The sequence below is a fragment of the Prosthecobacter sp. genome (genome assembly GCF_049294395.1).
GTDB lineage: Bacteria > Verrucomicrobiota > Verrucomicrobiia > Verrucomicrobiales > Verrucomicrobiaceae > Prosthecobacter.
Genome location: NZ_JBAQCR010000186.1, coordinates 1 through 20534, shown reverse-complemented (window position 1 = coordinate 20534; position 20534 = coordinate 1). Strand labels below are relative to the sequence as shown.

Annotated in this window: 9 protein-coding genes; 6 read left to right on the top strand and 3 right to left on the bottom strand. The window is 60.0% G+C overall.

All coding sequences use genetic code 11. The features are described 5' to 3' along the window. Positions 1-128: 128 nt before the first annotated feature. Positions 129-5369 carry a beta strand repeat-containing protein gene (locus WAW39_RS12215; protein WP_422319165.1) on the bottom strand — a complete coding sequence of 1747 codons (5241 nt, stop codon included), beginning with the start codon at positions 5367-5369 and terminating at the stop codon, positions 129-131. A gap of 229 nt (positions 5370-5598) precedes the next feature. Here WAW39_RS12215 and WAW39_RS12210 point away from each other — a divergent pair, with 229 nt between their 5' ends. The 5 genes from WAW39_RS12210 (at position 5599) to WAW39_RS12190 (ending at position 16201) form a co-directional block, all read left to right on the top strand. Beyond that, positions 5599-6852 carry a polysaccharide pyruvyl transferase family protein gene (locus WAW39_RS12210; protein WP_422319163.1) on the top strand — a complete coding sequence of 418 codons (1254 nt, stop codon included), beginning with the start codon at positions 5599-5601 and terminating at the stop codon, positions 6850-6852. Positions 6853-6911: 59 nt separating this feature from the next. Next, the gene (locus WAW39_RS12205) at positions 6912-9287 is read left to right on the top strand and encodes a PSD1 and planctomycete cytochrome C domain-containing protein (protein ID WP_422319161.1); all 2376 of its coding nucleotides are present in this window, start codon (positions 6912-6914) and stop codon (positions 9285-9287) included. A gap of 5 nt (positions 9288-9292) precedes the next feature. Further along, positions 9293-10687 (top strand): DUF1501 domain-containing protein, encoded by a 1395-nt coding sequence (locus tag WAW39_RS12200; RefSeq protein ID WP_422319159.1) that lies wholly within the window; start codon positions 9293-9295, stop codon positions 10685-10687. A 100-nt stretch (positions 10688-10787) separates the two neighbouring features. Continuing rightward, complete coding sequence (locus tag WAW39_RS12195; RefSeq protein ID WP_422319157.1) at positions 10788-13511, top strand: hypothetical protein; 2724 nt, start codon at positions 10788-10790, stop codon at positions 13509-13511. Beyond that, positions 13508-16201 carry a carboxypeptidase regulatory-like domain-containing protein gene (locus tag WAW39_RS12190; protein WP_422319155.1) on the top strand — a complete coding sequence of 898 codons (2694 nt, stop codon included), beginning with the start codon at positions 13508-13510 and terminating at the stop codon, positions 16199-16201. The genes WAW39_RS12195 and WAW39_RS12190 overlap by 4 nt, the downstream gene beginning before the upstream one ends. 53 nt (positions 16202-16254) lie before the next feature. On the opposite strand, the gene WAW39_RS12185 is transcribed toward WAW39_RS12190, so the two are convergent. Beyond that, positions 16255-17139 carry an NAD(P)-dependent oxidoreductase gene (locus tag WAW39_RS12185; RefSeq protein ID WP_422319153.1) on the bottom strand — a complete coding sequence of 295 codons (885 nt, stop codon included), beginning with the start codon at positions 17137-17139 and terminating at the stop codon, positions 16255-16257. A gap of 21 nt (positions 17140-17160) precedes the next feature. Then, entirely contained in the window at positions 17161-17985 is an 825-nt protein-coding gene (locus WAW39_RS12180) for an MBL fold metallo-hydrolase (protein ID WP_422319151.1), read from the bottom strand. A gap of 131 nt (positions 17986-18116) precedes the next feature. On the opposite strand from WAW39_RS12180, the gene cphA reads away from it, so the two are divergent. Continuing rightward, positions 18117-20276, top strand: a complete 2160-nt coding sequence (gene cphA / locus WAW39_RS12175) for a cyanophycin synthetase (RefSeq protein ID WP_422319149.1) — start codon at positions 18117-18119, stop codon at positions 20274-20276. Positions 20277-20534 lie beyond the last annotated feature (258 nt).

Here is a 20534-nt window from a genome sequence, read left to right as displayed (position 1 = left end):
TGTTTTTGCTGGACCGCCTGCTTTCAACACGACTGTGCGTCGCACCACACAAGCCCTGAAAGAAAGTAAAATTCGGAACTTTCGCCACAAGCCATCCAGAGGCGCTGAGAAGGGAGGCGCAGGGCAGCTCAGGGTCTCGTCACCTTCAGGCGCAGGAAGCGCTGCGGATGGGCGGGATCGGTCATCAGATAAAGATCGCCCACCGTCACCGCGCGGGTGTTGCCCGTGCCGGTTTCATTCACACTTGCGCCGGAGGCCAGCACGGTGAAGGCTGCGCCGTTGATGCTTTGGGCAAGGTCGGTCCACGTGGCCGTCAGCGAGTCCACTCCCTGAACGGTGAGTGTGATGTCGTTGCGATCCAGGTAGCGTGTGAAGGCCAGTTGCAGATGATTGGTTCCGTTCGCGGAGGCTGTGGGCAGGATGCCGGTGCCGGCGGTGCTGCCCGTTGGATCGCCATTGAGCGCGTACTCCATCAAGTTGACAATGCCGTTGCCGTTTGGGTCGGCGCTGTCCGCGGCGTTGCCGGTGTTGCTGGTGGTGTTGAACTTGCTCTGCCGCCATGAGTCGGCTGCCGTCAGGCCCGTCCCGATGAGGGCGATATCAAACGGGTTCTTCGCCCCGAGCAAATTGCTGGCGATGTGAATGGCGGCGCTCCGCGCTCCAACGCCGCCGGGAGTGAAGGTGACGGTGAAGGTGACGCTGCCGGAGCCGACGGGGATGCTGGTGCTGCTCAGAGAGCTCACGGTGAAGTCGGCGGCATTCGTGCCGTTCTTGGAGAGGACGAGGCTGGCAAGGGCGGCGGCGCCGGGATTGGTGATGGTGAAGGTTTTGGCTGAGCTGCTGTCGCCCAGTTTCACGTTGCCGAAGTTTACGCTGCCTGCTCCGTCCGTGAGCGCGCTGGTCTGGGTTACGGCGATGTCGGGCAGCGGGATCTCATCCGCGCCAATCACCGGCGAGGTGGCGCTGCGGGTGTCGCCGTCGAAATCCGTGGTCAGCCCAGGGACGGGCGTGGCCGCGCCATTCACCAGAGTGTTGCCGCCGGCGGCGAGATGCAAGTCGCCGGTGGCGGGTGCCGTGAACATGGCGCTGGAATAGCTGCCGCCGGGATTGCCGGCGCTGGAGTGGGTGTCGCCGGGGACGTTGGTCTTCCATTGCGCGTAGCTGATGGGGATGTCGGAGGCATTGCCGCCATCACCTGCGTCAAAGAAGTTCGCGGCGGTGCTCAGTCCGGTTCCGGCATAGACATTGGAGTCAATCGTCAGCGCTCCAGTGCTGGCCGTCGAAAAGTTCGCAGCATAATGGTTGCTGCCGCCGGTGCGCAGGTTCAGGAAGATGTTGTTCTTCACCGTGGCGGTGGAGTTGCCGGAATAGCTAAAGGCCCATGTGTCGCGAAAGGTGCCGCCGGTGCCAGTGAGGAGCACGGTGTTGTACGCGATGAAGGTTGTGCTGCCGGCCGCGCCGTCGTCATGGATGCCGCGAAGAATCTGCGCCGTGGTGCCGGAGGAACTGATCATGACCATGTTGTTCACCACCGTGGCGCTCTGACCCGCGTCATGCTGGCAGAGGATGCCATAGGCCAGATTGGTGCTGCCGGCCGTGTTGCCGAGATTCCAAAGGCGGTTGCCTGATACGGTGGTGCTGCCCGATTGAGCGTTAAGCGTGATGCCGGTGGTGGCGCCGCTTGAGGTGAGATCGTGGAGGGTGTTGTTGAGGACCGCGTTGGTCCCCAGGCCGTTGACAATGATGCCGTTGAGCAAGGTGGTGCGCGCAGTGGTCTGGTAGAGCGTGTTGCCCGTGATGGTCCACGAATTGTTGCCGGAAAAAATGGCAATGCCCGTGCCGGTGAAGTTGAACATGTCATTGTTGGAAAGGGTGTTGCCGCTGTTCGCCACCCAGTCCGAGCTGCCGAGTGAATTGACCAGATAGACGGGCACCCCCGCGGCATCGCTGCGGTCGCGGATTTGATTTCCCGTGATCGTGTTGTTGTCGTTGCCGGTGGTCACTCCAGATCGCAAAGCCACCACCCCATAGCTGGTCGCCACGCCTTCGATCACGCAATTGCGCACGATGTTGTTGCAGGCGTCATTGATGAAGAGGACGGTGCAAGACGCACTGCTGGTGCTGGTGTTGCGGAAGGTCAGGTAGCGCCCGGCGCCGCCGAAACTGCCATCAATAATCACGTTCTGCGCTCCATTGAGGCGGATCAAGCCGCTCGTGCCGGAGCCGGTGATGGTGCGCATCGTCGCGCTGTCGGGCTGGATCGTCACGGTGAAGGCATTGGGATAGACGTTCGAACTGGGCGCGTTGAGAATCACGCTGCCGTCCTCCGTCGTGTCGCCAGTGATGTTTACGGTGAGGTTGCTGGTGAGTGCGCCGTTGTTCAATGCCGCGAAGAGACCACCCGAGCCGCTCAGGCTGGAGTAGCTGCCGCCGGGGCCGACCGTCACTGTGCCGCCGAGCGTGGCCAGGACGCTGTAGCTGTAAACGCCGGTGCGGGGTTTGGTGCTGATGTGCTGCACCGGGGGATTGGCCGAGGCGGTGGCGGCGGAGGGCCAGGAGCTGAGGTTGTTTGACGCGTCTTGGGCGACGACGAAGTACTGGATGGTTTCGCCCGGGGTCACGATGCCGCCGATGATGAGGGAGTAATCAATCGTAAAGCTGTACAGGCCACCGCCGCTGTCAGTGCCGGTGACGTATTTCCAGCCATTGTCCGCCGAGGTGTTGCCGATGAAGGCATCGGCGTCCGTGGCCTTCTTGTAGTAGAGCCGCGGAGCACTGGCACCGCCGGAGACTGCGCCGCCGTCGTCGATGATGGTGGCCCACCCGGTGAGAACGCGGTTCGCCATGGTGCCGCTGGAGAGCAGCGGGTAGCTGATGGCGGGGGCTGGGTCGTAGGTGAAGCTGCCCGCGTCAGCGCCGATATCGACAGGAGTCAGGCTGCTGCGCGTCTGACCATCCAAATCAGTGGTGACGGAGGGAATGAGTACTCCGTGGCCTTCGGCAGGATTGCTGGACTGCAGGTGCAGATTCACCGCTGCCGCAGCGCCGGTCGCATTGATAAAGCGGGGGTCAGCCACGGTGCTCGATACATCCTGGCCGGTTGCAGCCTGCCACGCGGCAAGGGTGCTGCAGTCAACCCCATTGAACAGGCCGAGCACGCCGCCGTTGCCCGTGGCGTAGATGATGTTGTAGTCCGAGGTGAGGCCCGGGGGCGGGGAGGCGACGCTGCCGTTCGTCATCGCGTAATGTTTGCCGGTGCCGCCGCTGTTGCTGCGGGCATTGACGAAGATGTTGTTGCGGATGTCGCGGAAATTGTTCTGGCTGGAGCTGCTGTAAGCAAAGGTTTTGGTCGAGCCGGAAGTGGCCGTGCCGCCCACATAGACGGAGTTGTGAATGAAATTCCTCGCGTGATTTGCGCCATTGTCATTGTCATAAAGCCCGCGCACCTCAGCCGCACTGGCGGTGCTGGCACCGCTGGCATCCAGCCCCACGCGCACCATGTTGTTTTGAGCCGTGAAGGTGCAGCCTGAATCGAAGCGCATCCCGTTCAGCTCCGCTGAGGTGCTGAGAGAGTCGAGATAGAGGCTGTGCACAAAATTGCCCTCGATGATATTGGTGCCGCTGATGCCGCCGTCGTAATAGATCCCCGCGACCACCACGGCCACGTTTTGCGCAGGGGTCATGGCTGCATTGGAGGTGTTGAACAGCGAATGCACGACGTTTTGAGAAATGGTCTGCCCGCCGGCAGTCGAGGTCTGCCAGATGCCCACCACCGAGGGGTTCGTGCTCATGCTGGGCGCGGTCAGATTGCGGATGGTGTTGCCGGAGATGGTGTTGACACCCACCGTCGTGACGATGCCGCGCATCAGAGAGCTGGTCCGGGTGCTTTTGTTGAGGAGATTGGCCACGGTGTTGCCCGTGATGGTGCAGTTGTTTGCGCTGCCGCTGTTGGCGCTTTCAATCCCTGCGACCACCTGCGCAGCCCCGCTTGAGGACACGCTGGTGGAGGCGTTCAGGCTGTTGGCGGTGGTGGTGCTGCCGATGATATTGCCCGAGATGGTGTTCGTGCCCTTGGTGACCTGAATGCCCGTGATCGAGGCGCCCACGCCCGTGGTGGTGCCGCCCGTGGTGATGGAACCGATGGTGTTGTTGCTGATGGCCACCGAACCGCTGCTCTCCGAACCGATGCCGAAGGTCATGCCGCCATCGCCCGAGGTGGTGATGGAGATCGAACCTGTGCCGGTGCCGCTGCCGATGGTGTTGCCTGTGACCGTGCCAATGTCCACCGCGCCCGTCTCCACATAAATGCCGGACCACAGACCTGGCTGAGTCGTGTCATTGCTGGAGGTGGACCATGAGAAATTCTTGATGACATTGCCCTGCACGCTGGTGGCGGTGCTGTTGGTCACCCGCAGCCAGATGCCGACAAAGGTGTATGCCAGCGTGGTGCCGGTGCTCGTCCAGGCAGTGCCGCCTGCATTGGCCGCGCCGCCGCCGATGAAGTTTCCGGTGACAATATGGCTGTTGATCGAAGTGTTGCTGAGATAGATGGCCCGCACCAAGGCGGCAACTCCAACGCGGCTGACGGTCTGGTAAAAGCTGTTGCCGGAGATGGTCCAGTTCGTGTTGCCGCTCAGAAGAGACAAGCCGCTCGTTGCGACTGCGGTGCTCCGGTAGAAGTTGAAGATGTTGCAGTTGTTGATGATATTTCCGCTGTTGTTACTGGCTGTGGTGGTCCCGGTGCCCACGGCATAAATACAGTTCGTCGGCGTGGTGGCGCCATCGCCGATGTCGCAGGTGTCCAGCGTGTTGTTGTCATTGCCGTTCGTCCCCGTGGTGGTGCTGAAGACGACGGTGCCGCTGCTGGCGCTGGTGTTCACGCCCTGGATGGTAAGATAGCGCAGACTGTTGTTGCTGCCTTCATTGATGAAGCGCAGCGCCACACCTGAGGTGCTGGTGTTGGCGAGGGTGAGCTGCTTCGCCGTCCCGGTGCCGCCGGGCCGCCCGTCGATTGTGACAAACTGCGCGCCATTCAAATCCACCGTCGCCGCAGTGGTGTTCGAGCTGGAGATGGAGAGGCCCGTGGCACCCGTCTGCGGGCGAAGCGTGAGAGTATTCGTGGCGCTGGCGCCATTCAGTGCCGGGATGGTGAGGGGAAATGTCTCGACCGTGCTCACATAGGCTGCCTGCAACTCCAGCACGAGCGCTCCGCCCAACGTCTGCGTCTGTACATCCGCGATGGCTGCAGTCACGGAGGCATAGTTGCCAGTCGGGCCGATGGTCTTGGTGCCGGAGAGAGGCGCGGCATGGGCCGGGATCGCGGCCGCCGAAGCAAGCAGCGTTAAAAAGAGAAGACTGAGCGCTTTCATAGTTGGCGGCCTTTGTTTCAAAAGCCGGGCGAGCTTGTCACCTGTGAGAGGTGTGCTCAAGAAAAATGATGCGGGTTGAATGATCATCGAACTCATGTCTAGGATAAGAAACTTATTTACCTGGATTAAGTGGGGAGCCGCTGCCAATCTATTGCAGATGAGGCTCATCAAAATGGGCCGCTTTGAGGGGTTGCAGACTTGCCTTGCTCCGGGTTAAAACCAATCACCCATGAACCGCCGCCATTTCATCCGCTCCGCCGCTGCACTCCCTTTCATCTCCGCCATCGCGGCGGAGAAGCCCCGACGCATCATCCTGCGCTCTTCGTGGCAGACGGTGAACATTGGTGACATCGCGCACACACCGGGCGTTCTGGCGCTGCTGGAAAAACACCTGCCGGAAGTGGAGGTGCGGCTGTGGCCGAGCAATCTGGACAATGGTGTCGGGGAGATGCTCGCAGCGCGTTTCCCAAAAGTGAAGGTCATTCGCGGTGAAGACGTGAAGAAGTCCTTCGAGGAATGCGACTTCCTGCTCCACGGCTCCGGCCCCTCGCTGGTGGCACAGGCAGATGTGGTGAAATGGAGCCAGGCCACGGGCAAGTCCTACGGTGTGTATGGCATCACTTTCTCAGGCCAGCAGAATCCGAAGGTCATCAAGGACAAGTCCGTCAAGCCGGTGCAAACCATCGACGTGCTCAGCGGTGCGAAGTTTGTCTATTTCCGCGACTCCGTGTCGCTGGAGCTGGCAAAGAAGATGGGCTGCAGCTGCCCGCGCATGGAGTTCGGCCCCGACGGTGCCTTTGCGGTGGACCTGAAGGACGACGCTAAGGCCGAAGCCTTCCTGAAGGCCAGCAATCTCGAAGAAGGGAAATTCCTCTGCTGCATCCCACGCCTGCGCAACACCCCCTACTGGACCCTGCCGGAAAAGAAAGCGGCGCTGGATGAGAAGAAGGACGCACGCAACAAAGCCATGATGGACCACGACGGCAAACCGCTGTTGGATGCCATTGTGAGTGTGATCAAAAACACCGATCTCAAAATACTGCTCTGCCCGGAAGACAAGACGCAGATGAAGATCGGCAAAGAGATGCTCTACGACAAGCTGCCGGAGGATGTGAAAGCACGCGTGGTGTGGCGCGAGAACTACTGGCTCACCAATGAGGCTATAAGCACCTACCGTCGCAGTGCCGGACTCTTTGGCCACGAGATGCACAGCCCCATCATGTGCATTGGCAACGGTATCCCAGCCATTGTCTGCCGCTGGGCCGAGCAGACGAGCAAGGGCTACATGTGGCGGGACATCGGCCTGAACGAATGGCTCTTCGACCTCGACAAGGAAGATGAACTTCATCGCGTCGCCGCCACCGTACTCGCGATGGCGAAAGATCCTGCAGGATCAAAAGCGAAGGCGGCAAAAGCGCGTGACTTCGTCATGGCCAAGTTTGCCGCGAGCATGGAAGTGCTGAAAGGCAATCTCCCGGCGTGACAAGGCCAGGGCTTTTCGGGTACAGTCGTTGATTAATTCAATCACGGCTGATCCCAACCATGAAGCCTGCTTTGCCATTTCTCATTGTTTGCGTCTGCACATGCGCCGTGCGGGGGGAGGATGTGACGTTCTTTGAGTCCAGGATCCGCCCGGTGCTGGTGAAGCAGTGCTACGAGTGTCATTCGGTGGAGTCAGGAAAAACAAAGGGCGGGCTGACGCTGGATACGAAGCAAGGGATTCGCGCCGGGGGCGATACCGGGCCAGCGGTGGTGCCGGGTGATGCGGCGAAAAGCCTGCTGCATGCGGCGATCAAGCACAGCGATCCGGATCTCGAAATGCCGCCGAAGAAGCCAAAGCTGCCGGACGCGGTCGTTGCGGACTTTGAAACCTGGATCAAGGCGGGTGCAGCGGATCCGCGTGAATCTGAGGTGAAAACAGAGGAACGTCCGCCGGTGGATGTGGAGTCGGGCAGGAAATTTTGGAGCTATCAAAAGCCGAAGCTGGTGGTTGGCACGATTGATGGATTCATTCGCGCGAAGTTGAAGGAGCAGGGGATTGAACCCGCCCCTGCGGCGGAGCCTGTGGTGGTGGTGCGCAGATTGTATTTTGATCTCATCGGCCTGCCGCCGACACCTGAGCAGGCGGCGGCCTTTTCCATGGAGAAAATGGAGGCAATGGTGGATGAACTGCTGCGAAGCCCGCGCTTTGGCGAGCGCTGGGGCCGCCACTGGCTGGATGTGGCGCGCTATGCGGAATCCAACGGTCGTGAATCCAACCTGACCTTTCCGCATGCGTGGCGTTATCGTGATTACGTCATCGACGCGGTGAATGAGGATGTGTCCTTCGACCGCTTCATCACCGAGCAGATCGCGGGAGATCTGCTTCCTGCGAAGGGAGATGCGGAGCGCGCAAGGCTTCTCACTGCCACCGGATTTCTCGCTCAAGGTGCGAAAGATCTCAATGAAATGAACCCGGCGCAGTTTGCGGCAGATGTGGCCGATGAGCAGCTCGATACCGTGACACGTGCGGTGCTCGCCAGCTCCATCGCCTGCGCTCGCTGCCATGATCACAAGACCGAGCCCTTCAGCATGGAGGACTACTACGCGCTGGCGGGCATTTTCAAAAGCACGCAGACCTTTTACGGCAACTGGATCGACTCCGAGAACAACAACCACGGCCATCTCATCCGCCTGCCGAAACTGCCAGCGCAGGTGATCCCAAATCGTGCCATGACGGTAGACCGTGTGAAGCAGCTCAAGAATGATCTGGCCAAGCTCAACGCCGAGGAGATTGCGCAGAACACATACATTGCCAAAGCGAAGCTGGAAGGCCGCGACATCAGCGCTGAAGCCAACAAGCTCCTGAGAAATGCGATCCGCATCCTCTGGACTCGCGGCGGCATTGAAGGACAGCTTGAAACCGTGGATGACCAGGGGCATGCGCTGCCCTTGTGCATGGGCGTGCAGGATGCAAAACGCATTCAGGACTCCCAGCTTTATGATCGTGGCGAGATCGCGCATCCGGTGAAGCCGGTATCGCGTGGCTTTCCTCTGGTCATGGGGATCATTTCTGTGCTGCCAAAGGCGCAAAGCGGACGGGTCGAGCTTGCGCAGTGGCTCGTCAGTCGTGACAATCCGCTCGCCGCCCGCGTGATGGCAAACCGTGTGTGGCGGCATCTCTTTGGCGCTGGGATCATCCGTACGGTCGATAACTTCGGCTTCAGTGGTGAACGACCGAGCCATCCGGAACTGCTCGATCATCTCGCCCTTCGTTTCATGAGCGGCGGCTGGTCGGTGAAAAAGCTGATCAAGGAAATCGTGATGTCGGAAACCTACCGGCAGGCTTCCACGCATCGCAGTGAAGCCTTCAACAAAGATCCGGACAACCGCCTGCTCTGGCGTGCAAACAAACACCGTCTCGATGCAGAAGTGATTCGTGATTCCATGCTTGCGGTCGCAGGTGTGCTCGATAGCTCGCGCAGGCCCGGATCACTCGTGGCGGAGCTTGACGGGCAGTCGGTGTCGCTCATCAGTTTTAACACCAAGTTGCCATCCGATCTCGATGGCTCGAAGCGTCTTTCGATCTATCTTCCAGTATTGCGGGATCACATGCCGGACGTGCTGGAGCAGTTTGACGTGGCCAATCCCAATCTCGTCACTGGCAACCGCGATGTGACCAATGTGCCGCTGCAGGCGCTCTACCTTCTCAATGGTCCCTTTGTGCAGGAACAGGCGGCGGCGCTGGCAAAACGGATTCAATCATCGCCCGACCGTGTGCAGGCGGCGTTTCAGTTTTGCTTCAATCGCAAGCCAGATGCCAGAGAGGTTGAGCTGGCCGAAAAATTCCTTCGTACCCGATCCGCAGACGATTTGAAATTGCTGACGGCATTCTGCCAGTCGCTGTTCGCGAGTGCTGAGTTTCGCTTCGTTGATTAATCACCATGAACACGATCCATACACGACGTGAGATGCTGACGACGCTGTCCTCAGGCATCGGCTGGCTGGCCTTTTCAGCGCTGGCGCAGGCGAAGAGCGGACTGGCCGCGCAGCAGCCGCATTTTCCTGCGCGTGCAAAGCGTGTGATCTTCCTCACCATGCGCGGTGGCCCTTCGCACGTGGATCTGTTTGATCACAAGCCGGAACTGATCAAACGCGACGGGCAGACTGCGAGCCTAGGACGTGATTCGTCGGGAGCCAAGCTGTTTGGCCCCGTGCATCCGCTGAAACAGTTTGGGAAATCAGGACAGTGGATGACAATACTGTACCCTAAGCTGGCGCAACACGCGGATGACCTGTGCATCATCAATTCCATGCACACCGATCTGCCGAATCATGCTCAAGCCTTCGGGCAGATGCACACCGGCAGCTTCCAGTTTGTGAGGCCTTCAATTGGCGCATGGACACTCTATGGCCTCGGTACCGGAAATGAAAATCTGCCAGGCTTCATCACGCTGAATCCTCCAGCGGACAACGGTGGCGCGCAGAACTATGGCAGTGCCTTTTTACCGGCGATCTGCCAGGGCACGAGGATCGGTGGATCACAGCTGCCGGAACTCTATGCAGCATTGTTAAACAAGGATGCGGCCCCGAGACCTCCAATGAAGAACATCGCGAATGCCAATGTGCCGCGTGACCTTCAGCGGGCGCAGATCGATCTCATTCGCGGCCTGAACGAGCGCAAACTGAAGCGTGATGGGGTTCATCCTGAAATCGAAGGCGCGATCGAATCCTTTGAGCTCGCCTTCCGCATGCAGAGCGAAGTTCCCGAAGTGCTCGATCTCCGCAGCGAACCGGAGCACATTCTTAAACTCTATGGCATCGGGCAGGGAAAAGATCAGTTCGCACGGCAGTGCCTGCTGGCACGGCGCATGGCTGAGGCCGGAGTGCGGTTCATCGAAATCGCATCTCCTGGAAATTGGGATCATCACAATCGTTTGCGCGAATTGCTGGCCACGAACTGCGTCACGACAGATCAGCCCATTGCCGCCCTGCTGACGGATTTGAAATCACGCGGCATGCTCAAGGACACCCTCGTCGTGTGGGCTGGAGAATTTGGTCGCACGCCGTACGCGCAGAGCGGCGATGGCCGCGATCACAATCACAAAGGCTACTCCATCTGGATGGCGGGTGGCGGTGTGAAAGGCGGCCTCACGTATGGCGCCACGGATGAGGTGGGCCACAAGGCCGAAGTGAACCCCATGCACATCCACGACTGGCACGCCACGATTCTTCACCTCCTTGGTCTGGATCACACCAAGCTCACGTATTCGTATGGCGGTCGAAACTTCCGTCTGACAAACGTCAGCGGCGAGGTGGCCTCGGGCATTCTAGCCTAAGATTAGGATTGCACCCGCCCCAGAGTGCGCGGTAATATCGAACCAATTCCCATGCAGGTTTGTCTGTGTGGATCAGACTGAATCAAACCCCGAAAATGCCATGAGCAACGGTTCCTCTGATGATCCTGCATCCTCTGCCAGGCGGCCCGCTGGATGGGGCAAGCTGTTCACAGGCCTTCTTTTGGGAGGAGTTCTTGGCGCCGGTGCTTTGTATGTGACGAAGGTGGATCCATCCTTGCTGGCAAAGGCGACATCGTCAGCGCAACCGCCCGCCGCTGCAGTTCCGGGCGAGGAAGTGGAAGTGCCGGTGAAGCATGAGGGGCTGCCACGCACTCCATTTGAGAAAGGCACGCTGACGGCAGACGAGCCGGTGGAGTCGATCAAGATCACGCTGGGCGTCGGCACGGATGGCACCGCTTTGAGCGAACCTGTGGATGTGCACCTGGGCCTCGGCTTTCCGCTGCGCTTGTATCCGCTGGGTGGTGTGAAACGGGAGCCGTCGTTTGCGGCATTTCCGCACAAGTCATCGCTGGAGGGCATGTCGGATGCCATTCAGCCGGGGCAGATGGCGACATTTGAATTTTCCGCAAAGGATGATGATGCCGGACTCGATGCCCTGCGCACTTCGCAGCAATTGCTGGCTGACGTGAAGTGCGGGGACCTGCAGCGCATTGGCTTTGCTTCGCAGGGGCGCAGCGACTGGGTGCTGGCGGGGTATCGCATCGAGGTGAATGGCAAGCTCTTTGCTGCGAACGGTCTGGTGGATGCGCGGGCGCAGGAGAAGCTGGCATCCAGCCGTGCCAGCCTCATGAAGCTGCTGCCGGACTATGAGGCGAAGACGAATGCGACGAATTTGAACGATCAGGAAAAAGCAGAGCTCAAGACCACGCATGCGCTGGTTCGCGCTCTCAGTGGACGCGTCGTGGGCGCGGTTCCATGGTTTGAAGAAAGCGATGAAGCTTTGAATGCTGCAAGACCGGCGGGCACCAAGGTGGAGAACCTGCGCATCACACTCACGGGCGGCAAAGGACCGCAGCAGGGCACACGCAATCCGGTGTATCTCGTGGCCGGTGCGCGGAAATTCCTGCTGTCTTCTGAGATGGATCCGCTGCGTGATGCCAACGAGCCACAGCTTTTTGACCTCGCGGCATTTGAGCTGGCGATGAATCCGCTCACCAAAGAAACTTTGACCACACCCGGCGTGGGCATCATCGGTAGCGGCGCTCCCACGAACAAAATTCCGGATCGTGCGCAATTGCAGAGCGTGAAGATCGAGGCCGACGGGCAGGTGGTTTATGACAGTGAAAAGCAGCCTGAGGATCAGAAGACACTGCCTGCGCTCTGGCTCACTCCTGCTGCCTATTACAATGAAGCGGGAGATCTGATGCGGCCCCCGGCTGCAGCCACGGAGGTGCCGGTGTGGAAATCAGGCATGACGCTTCCTAGCCCTCCTCCTGCAGTGCCTTTGCCGCCTGAACCTCCACCATTGGTGGTAGTGCCCCCGATTCCTCCGCTCCCACCGCCACCGTTGCTGCCCCCCGTGCGCACTATTTTGCCAGGTGGCCTGCCGCCTCCGGGCGGTGGACTGTTCCCGCTGCTCAATGCACTGGCACAATTGCTTTTCCCCCTGCCACCGCCTGCGGCACCCCTGATCAGCGGCGTGCGCATTGCCCCTGCCACACCGATTGTCTGTGATGGCGATGCGGTGACGGTGACTTGGAACGTGGGCGGCAACACTTCCAGCATCGCCTCCTGGCGCGTCGATCTGTTTGCCGTGCTGCCACACAAAGCCGCGCCGGTGCTGATCACGCCCATGGCGACCAAGATCGGTGGTTTTCCCGGAGCCACGAGTGCCTTGATGCCGCCCATCAACCGTGCTGCCATTGCGGGTCTGCTGACGGCGGGTTCCGCCGAGGCGCTCTACCTCTATGTGCAGCCGCGTGTCACCGCGCTGGGCCCCTTGGGGAATGTGATCACTGCGGCCAATGGTTCGCTGCTGCCTTTGTTCCCGGCGGGTACGACGACGGCCAATGTGGGGCTGAAACGCGGAGGCATTCTGCCGCCCTTTGGAATCGGCAATGCACCTGCGCCCAGCTTTCAGGTCACACCCACGGTAACGCCGCCATTTTTAAAATGGAAGGGCATGGCCTTGGCGGATCCGCTGGCCATTCGCAATGCCTGGAGCCTCACCGCCGAGCATGGCAGTCATTTTGGTCTTCTGTTTGCCAGTCATGAAAACATTCCCGGCGCGGTCACGCTGCCCGCGTGGAGCACGGCGGCGCGTCCCACTGGCAATGGCAGCGAGACGATCACCGTTCGGTTTGAGGGATTGGTGCCGCTTCCTGCTGCGGCCAATGGGCTGCGTGCCGTGGCCTACATCGCCTTCGTGGGTGGTTCTTCGCCTGCCACCAAAGCCCAGGTGCTTGCGCGTGCAGAGCTCAGCAGCGGCCCCATTCGGCGCAATACCGCGGGCAATGTCATGCCTCTGCCCTTTGGTGCACAGCCGTTCTTCACGCTGCAAACCACCAGCCTAGTGCCAGCGGTTCCCTTGGCCAAATCCCAGCCATTGCTGCTGGTGGACATGCCGCTGCGGTTTGACCGCATGGCCGCAAACAATTTCGTCGGCTACCCGCTCGATCCAGTGAATGGCGCCAGCTATTCTTTCGCGGGTCCGCCCGCCTTCAATCCGGCCGCCTACATCGCCCAGGCCGGCACGGGCACGATGTACGTCACACTCACCTACATGGTGACGCTGAACACCGCAGATGCGACGGACGCCGTCGGTGTGCTCGGAGTCCGCCTCGTTCCTGACAACACGCCATGAAAACGCTCCTGCCTCTTTTCATACTCCTCGCTGCGCCGCTGCTGCATGCGGCGGATGGCAGTGTGCATGGTCGTGTTTACGGCCAGAATGAAAAGGGTGACAACCTCGGCCCGGTGGCCCATGCGAAGATCGAATTGAAAAGTGAGGCGGGCGCCGCTTCCTCGACGGTGACGACCAACGAGTACGGCTACTACCAGATCGCCACGCTGGCGGCGGGGGCTTATCGATACAAAGTCACCGCAGCTGGATTCCGTGATGAAGATGAAATGCGCGGCTTTGCCATGCCGCAGGACACACGTGAGTTTGTGCATGACTTCCTCCTCACGCGCGAAGCAAAGCCCAGCAGCTCGCCGCCGCAGTCAAACATCGTCCAGCCTGCCGTGCATGGCCGGGTCTATGGTCAGACGGAAAAAGGCGACAACCTCGGTCCAGTTCCCGGAGCGAAAGTGGAACTGCTCTCCGGCCCGGGAGGCAAGGTGATAGCGACTGCCACGGCCAGTTCACCCGGTGGTTATTATGAGATCAAGAATCTGCCGCCCGCGGACTATGCATATCGAGTCACAGCAGCCGGCTTCGGGCCGGAGGATGCCGGACGCGGTTTCACCGTGCCCAAAGGCACCCTCGAATACGTGCATGATTTCCTCCTTTCGAAGACTCCGCCTAAACGAGAGAAGTGCGATCTGGCCGTGCTCGTCGTGAAACGCATCAGCAGTGGCAATGACCGTTCCAATGATGCCCGTGTGCCGGTGGCGAATGCCCGGCTCGTGCTCCAGCCTGCGGGAAATCTGCCCACACCGCTCAATCAACCTTTCGTGACGGATTCGAAGGGCGAATACAGTGCAAAGGATCTCGCGGAGGGCAGGTACACCGTTGCTATCGACGCCCCGGAGTGCGAGCCGTTTACCGGGGAGCTGACGGTGAAGTGCGACAAAGATGGTGACGTCATCTTTGAACTCAAACCCTGCAATGAACTTCTTCATGGCTATGTGCGCGCCATCGTGAACGAGGGCTGGGGACCGTCGCCACAGGCGAAGGCCGCAGCGGAGCGTGCTTATCAGCGTGCGATGAAGGCGGATCCCAAAGATGGCAGCGTGAACTACGCCCAGGCGCTCGCCTTGCTCAGTGCGGGGGATTACGCAGCAGCGCAGCAGAGCCTCTCGGCAGCGATTGGCAAAAAAAGCGAGAGCACCACCTGGGACCGTGCCTGTGAGGCACGGCTCTGGATGAACCTGTGCCTGCACCAGCCGGCGCAGGCTGCACGTGAGATGCGCTCACTGGCGCAGAATCATTATTCGACTCGTGCATCCACTCAGGCGGCGAAGGATACGGCGCATGTCTGCGGCATTGGACTGGGTTTGATTCAGGGGCCGTGGAAAGATCAGGTGAGCGCTGGTGATGCCGTGCTGCTGGAGCGCGAACTGCTCGCTGCCTTCAAAGGCGACCTCCTGTCAGAATGCACGAAGGCGCGTGACTACGTGGCTGCTGAATACGGAAAGCTCAAAGCTGCGGAGGATGCTGCTCGCAACACGCTGATGGCAGGCATCACAGAAAAGCGCAACGCGGAGATCGCACGTCTGGCGGAGCGGCAGACCGCCATTAGCAAGGAGGTGGCCGCACTCGATCCCGACATTCAGACACTCCAGGCCAGTGTGAACCAGTTTGACCAGCAGTATCGCATCCAAGTGGCCGGGTTCACGCAGCAGCAGCAGGCCAATGCGGTGCAACTGCAGGCGCTGAACGCGAGATTGCAGCAGATCAACGTTTGCATGGCGCAGGACCAGGTGCGGCTTCAAGGGGCTGCGCAGCAGCAGATGCCCCAATCTCCCACGATGCAACCGGGTATGCGCCCTGGAATGCAGCAACCAGGCGCAGGCGCGCAGGCCATCATGGTGGAAATCCAGCAACATCAGGTGGAGATTCAGCAGATCCGCCAGCAGATGCAGGTTATTCAAAACCAGAATGTGCAGATGGGCGCAAACGTGGCGAATTTGCAGGCACAATTCAATCGCAATGCTGGAGCGGCACAGACGGATCTGAATCTCAAGCTGCAGCGCCGGGGAGTGCTGACCCAGGAGTTTGAAACGCTCGACCGCCAGCGCACGGCGCCGTTTGATCCCAATGCTTTCAGTACGCCTGAGATTGATGATCTTGTCCGGCGCGGGCGCTCTCTGAAAACCTACCGCGATCTGCCGCTGGAAGTGCGCCGCGAGGAGCTGCTGGATCAGTTTGACTGCGGTGCGGCGAAGGAGCCAAAGCGTCTCGCGAACACAGCCAGTGCGGCTGAAATCAAGGAGCCAGCGTTCATCACCGCCAGATCTCCTGCCTCGAATGCACCAGCATCGGTGCCCTCTGTCATGCCCGCGCAGCCGGTTCCGGAAAACTCCGGCATGCCTCCGCTCAAACCGCTGCCGCCAGAGGCCACCGCCATCAAACCACCGCCTAACGCGGGTGATCCCGCCGAGGTCGTCATCACCAACAATCACACAGGGACGGTGCGTATCTTTGGTCTTTCCCCGGGCGCAGACAACGAACTCTTCGTACGCTCGCTGGAGGCGGGCGAAGAAGCCATGATTCCCGTCCGCATTGGCCAGACGTTGATCATGCGCCCCTCAGCCGGCGGGCGCGAACTGCAACGCCACAAGGTGGGCAAGAAGCTGGAAGTCTTGAAATTGGGCGGTGTGCCGCCGTAAAGCCGTCCAGTTGCGCCGCAACTGGAACCCCGTTGCGGCGCGACGGATCAACTCTACGCATGCCGCCCTTTAAAGGTGAGTTCGGCAATGCCCGATTTATCGAGTCCGCCTAGGCCCAGCGCGACCATCTTTTCATACTGCGCCTTGGTGGCGTCATTGAGCGGCAGATGCAGGCCGACGGTCTTCGCCACTTCGGCTGCAATCCCGCTGTCCTTGGCGGCATGCTCGGCGGAGAACCAGCAGTCGTGCTCGCGGGCCACCATGTCAGCGCTGTCGGTTTCCAGCACACGAGAATTCGCTCCGGTCTGGCTGAAGACTTCGCGGATCATGTTCAGATCGTGACCGAGCGCGGCGGCGAGTCCCAGACCCTCGGCCAGACCGGCGGTGTTGATGTTCATGACCATGTTGACGAGGGCCTTGACTTCGGCAGCGCTGCCTGGGCCTCCGACGAAACGGCGGTTCATGCTCATCTGCTCGATCATGGTCTGCACCCGCTGGTAGGTGGCTTCGTCACCGGCCAGCATGAGGTAGAGCTTCCCCTCACGCGCATGACTGATGGAGGAGGCCATGCAGGCTTCCAGACTGTGAGCACCGACAGCCGCAGCCGCAGCATACACTTCACGATGGATCGCTGGAGACAGCGTGGCGCAGTTGACGAAGATCTTGCCGCTTGCGTTGTTGAGCAGGCTGTCCCCGCTGCCAAGGAAGATGCCGCGCATCGCTGCATCATTGGTGACGACGGTAAAAATGACATCGGCGGCGGCGGTGACGTCCGCAAGCCGGGTGCAGGCCGTGCAGCCGAGCTCTGCGGCCAGATCGGCGGCGGCCTGGGTGTTCACATCGAGAACAGAAGTGATATTGTAACCACAATCTTTGAGGCGGCGGGCCATGTTGGCCCCCATTTTACCGACTCCGACGAAAGCAACGGTTTGGGACATGATGGGTTGGGCTAGTTGGGTTTACTTGAACTCAGGATAAAACGGATTGTGGGCTTTTTCTTCTCCGACGGTGGTCATGGGGCCGTGGCCGGGGCAGATCACCGTGTTGTCTGGCTGGGTGAAGATCTCCTTCCGGTTGGTGGCAAGGGCATCGGCATACGAAACCATGCCACCTCCCATGCTGGAGGCAAACAGGGCGTCTCCCACGATAGCGATGGGGTGCTTCAAACCGCTGACAAGATAAGTGATGCCGCCTTTCGAGTGGCCCCAGGTGCTGCGTGCCTCAATGCGCAGGCCGCCCGATTCCCATGCTTCGGTGTCGCTGAGCTGGAAGGTTTTCGCACCGGGGCAGGGTTCCTTCTCATGGGCAAAGACCGTGACTGCACCGTCAGCGGACAATTTGGCGAGGTCGAGAATGTGGTCCGGATGCGTGTGCGTGAGGAAAATGAGGCTGAGATTCAGCCCTTTCTTCTGGATGAAGTTGATCATGGGGGTGGCGTCCGCCCCAGTATCAAATGCCACCGCGTTTTTCGTTTCAGCGTCCCAAACGAGATACGCATTCACCGTCATGTCGTGGTACATGGTGTTGAACTGTTCCAGGCCGGACACGTTGACGGGGATTGGACGCCATTCATTGTGTGCCATGGCCACCAGCGACAAGCCTTCAAGCTGCAGGTGGGGGGCGATTTTGCGCAGAACAAGGTCATCCACCTTGCCGGATTTGGCAGCGGCGATGTCTTCGACACTGGCGCCGGAGCGGGCGGCGAGGTCGGCATCGGTAATGCCCAGTCCACGCATGGACTTGGCGATCACATCATTAAACAGGTCTTCGAGAGGGAGCAGCATGGGTGGCGAATTCAAGGCGTTCTGACGGCGAAGGCAAGGGCTATGTGCCGCCGACCCGGCACAAACCAAAGCGTCATCTGCCAGTGGCGAGCTCTTGCCACCCACAGAGTCACAGGTAACATCGGCCCGCTATGACAGATCTCGACATTCGTGAAATTCACTTTCTCCGCGGACCCAACATCTGGACGAACTATCCAGTCCTGGAAGCCTGGGTGGATTTGGGTGGCCTGAAGGACACGTCATCAGACATCGTGCCTGGTTTTTCCGAACAGCTCAAGACGTGGTTCCCCGGCATGATTGAGCACCGTTGCAGCATCGGCGAGCGCGGCGGCTTTTTTCAGCGGCTCGACACCGGCACCTGGCCGGGGCACATCCTTGAGCATGTGACCTTGGAACTCCAGACCCTGGCCGGACATACCGTCGGTTTTGGCAAGGCGCGGGAAACCTGCGTGGAGGGCTTGTACAAAGTGGTCATCGAGTATCTGGATGAGGTCGTGGCAGAGGCCTGCATGCGCGAGGCCCGCGAGATCCTCCTGGCCGGATATGCCGGCAGGGACTATGACATCGCTGACGCCGTGGCGCGCATGAAGCGCGTGGTGGACCGCAACGCGCTCGGTCCCAGCACGAACGCCATCATCGCCGCAGCAGAAAAACGCGGCATCCCATGGCGGCGGCTCCGTGAGGGCCGCAGTCTGGTACAGCTAGGGCAGGGGGTGAACCAGCGCCGTATCTGGACCGCAGAAACCGATCGCACAGGGGCGATTGCGGAGCACATTGTACAGGACAAGGATCTGACGCGCACTTTATTAAGCAAAGCAGGGGTTCCCGTCCCTGAAGGGCGGGTCGTTGCCAATCCTGACGACGCCTGGGAGGCGGCTGAGGACATCGGTACTCCCGTGGTGGTGAAACCGCAGGATGCTAACCATGGGCGCGGCGTCTTCATCAACCTCACTACGCGTGAACAGGTGGAGAGCGCATTTCAAACCGCCTCGACCGAAGGGGAGGGAGTCATGGTGGAGCGCTTCATTCCTGGCAATGACCATCGTCTGCTGGTCGTCGGCGGGGAGCTGATCGCAGCCAGCCGTGGCGATCACGCGGTCGTCATGGGCAACGGCACCGACACGATCGGCGTGCTGGTGGACACCCAGCTAAACACCAATCCGCTGCGCGGTGTGAGTGACTTCTGCCCATGGTCCAAGATCGACACGGAAGAGTGGGATCCTGCGATTCTCTCAGAGCTGGAGAAGCAGGATTACCAGCCGGACTCGATTCCCAATGCCGGAGAGCGTGTGCTGATCTCGCGTTTTGCCAACTGGTCCACCGAGGTCACGGGTCTGGTGCATCCACGCAATCGTGAACACGTCACCATCGCTGCGCAGGTGGCGGGTCTGGACATCTGCGGTGTGGATGTGGTTTGCACGGACATCGCCAAACCCCTCGAAGATCAGGGCGGTGCTGTGGTGGAGCTGAATGCCAGCCCGGGGCTCATCATGCACCTGCGCCCGGCCATGGGTGAGGTGAGGCCTGTGGGGGAGCCGATCATCAACATGCTGTTCCCTGCTGAAAAAAACGGCCGCATTCCTGTAATTGGAATTACTGGCACCCATGGCAAGACCACCACCGCCAGGCTCCTGGCGCACCTGTTGAAAGCCACTGGAAAGTTTCTCGGTGTGTGCCACAGCGGTGGATTACAGTTGGGAGAGCGCAGAGCTTGCACGAATAAAGGTGACCGCACCAGCGGCACGCACGGGATTTTGCTGCACCCATGGACTGAGATTGCCATTTGCGAGACCAGTGCTGAATCAATTCTGCTTGAGGGCCTCGGCTACGATCGCTGCCAGATCGGTGTGGTGCTCAATGTGGGCACCGAACACCTTGGGCTGGGTTACATCGACACCCTGGAGCAGATGACAAAGGTGAAGCGCTGCGTGGTGGATGTCGTGCTGCCAGAGGGGACTGCCGTTCTCAATGCTGATGATGCACTCGTGGCTGGCATGGCTGAGTCAGATTACTGCCGGTGCAGTGTTATGCTCTTCTCGCACGTGGCGGATAATCCTGGGGTCATTGCCCATCGCGCCAAAGGTGGGCGCGCAGCCTTCGTGCGGGACGATGCGGTTTATCTGGCCGAAGGAGACAATGAGCGCCGTCTGTGCGCACTGAGTGAGGTGGCCATGCCGCTCGCCGGTCATTTTACCTTCAATGTTCACAATGTTCTCGCCGCCGTGGGCGCCGCATGGGCCTATGGACTCGAGGATCAGGCGATCATTAAAGGTTTGGGCAGCTACGAATAAATTCGTGGGCTTCACATCACCTCAAACCAAGGGGATCAGGATAATACCCTCCGTCGTCGCACCTGTTTCAACAAACCATGGCCTTATAGTCTGATGTAAATCTTGCGGCGGTACATCCACAACGCCACCAGCCAAAAAGCCACGAAGGTGCAGAATCCAATGGTGACCGGCCTGAGTTCCTGGCCAAAGACATCAAAGACGCGAGTGCCGAAGTGTTTCTGAAGAGTTTCGGAAAACCAAATGTCCAGTGTGTGGCGC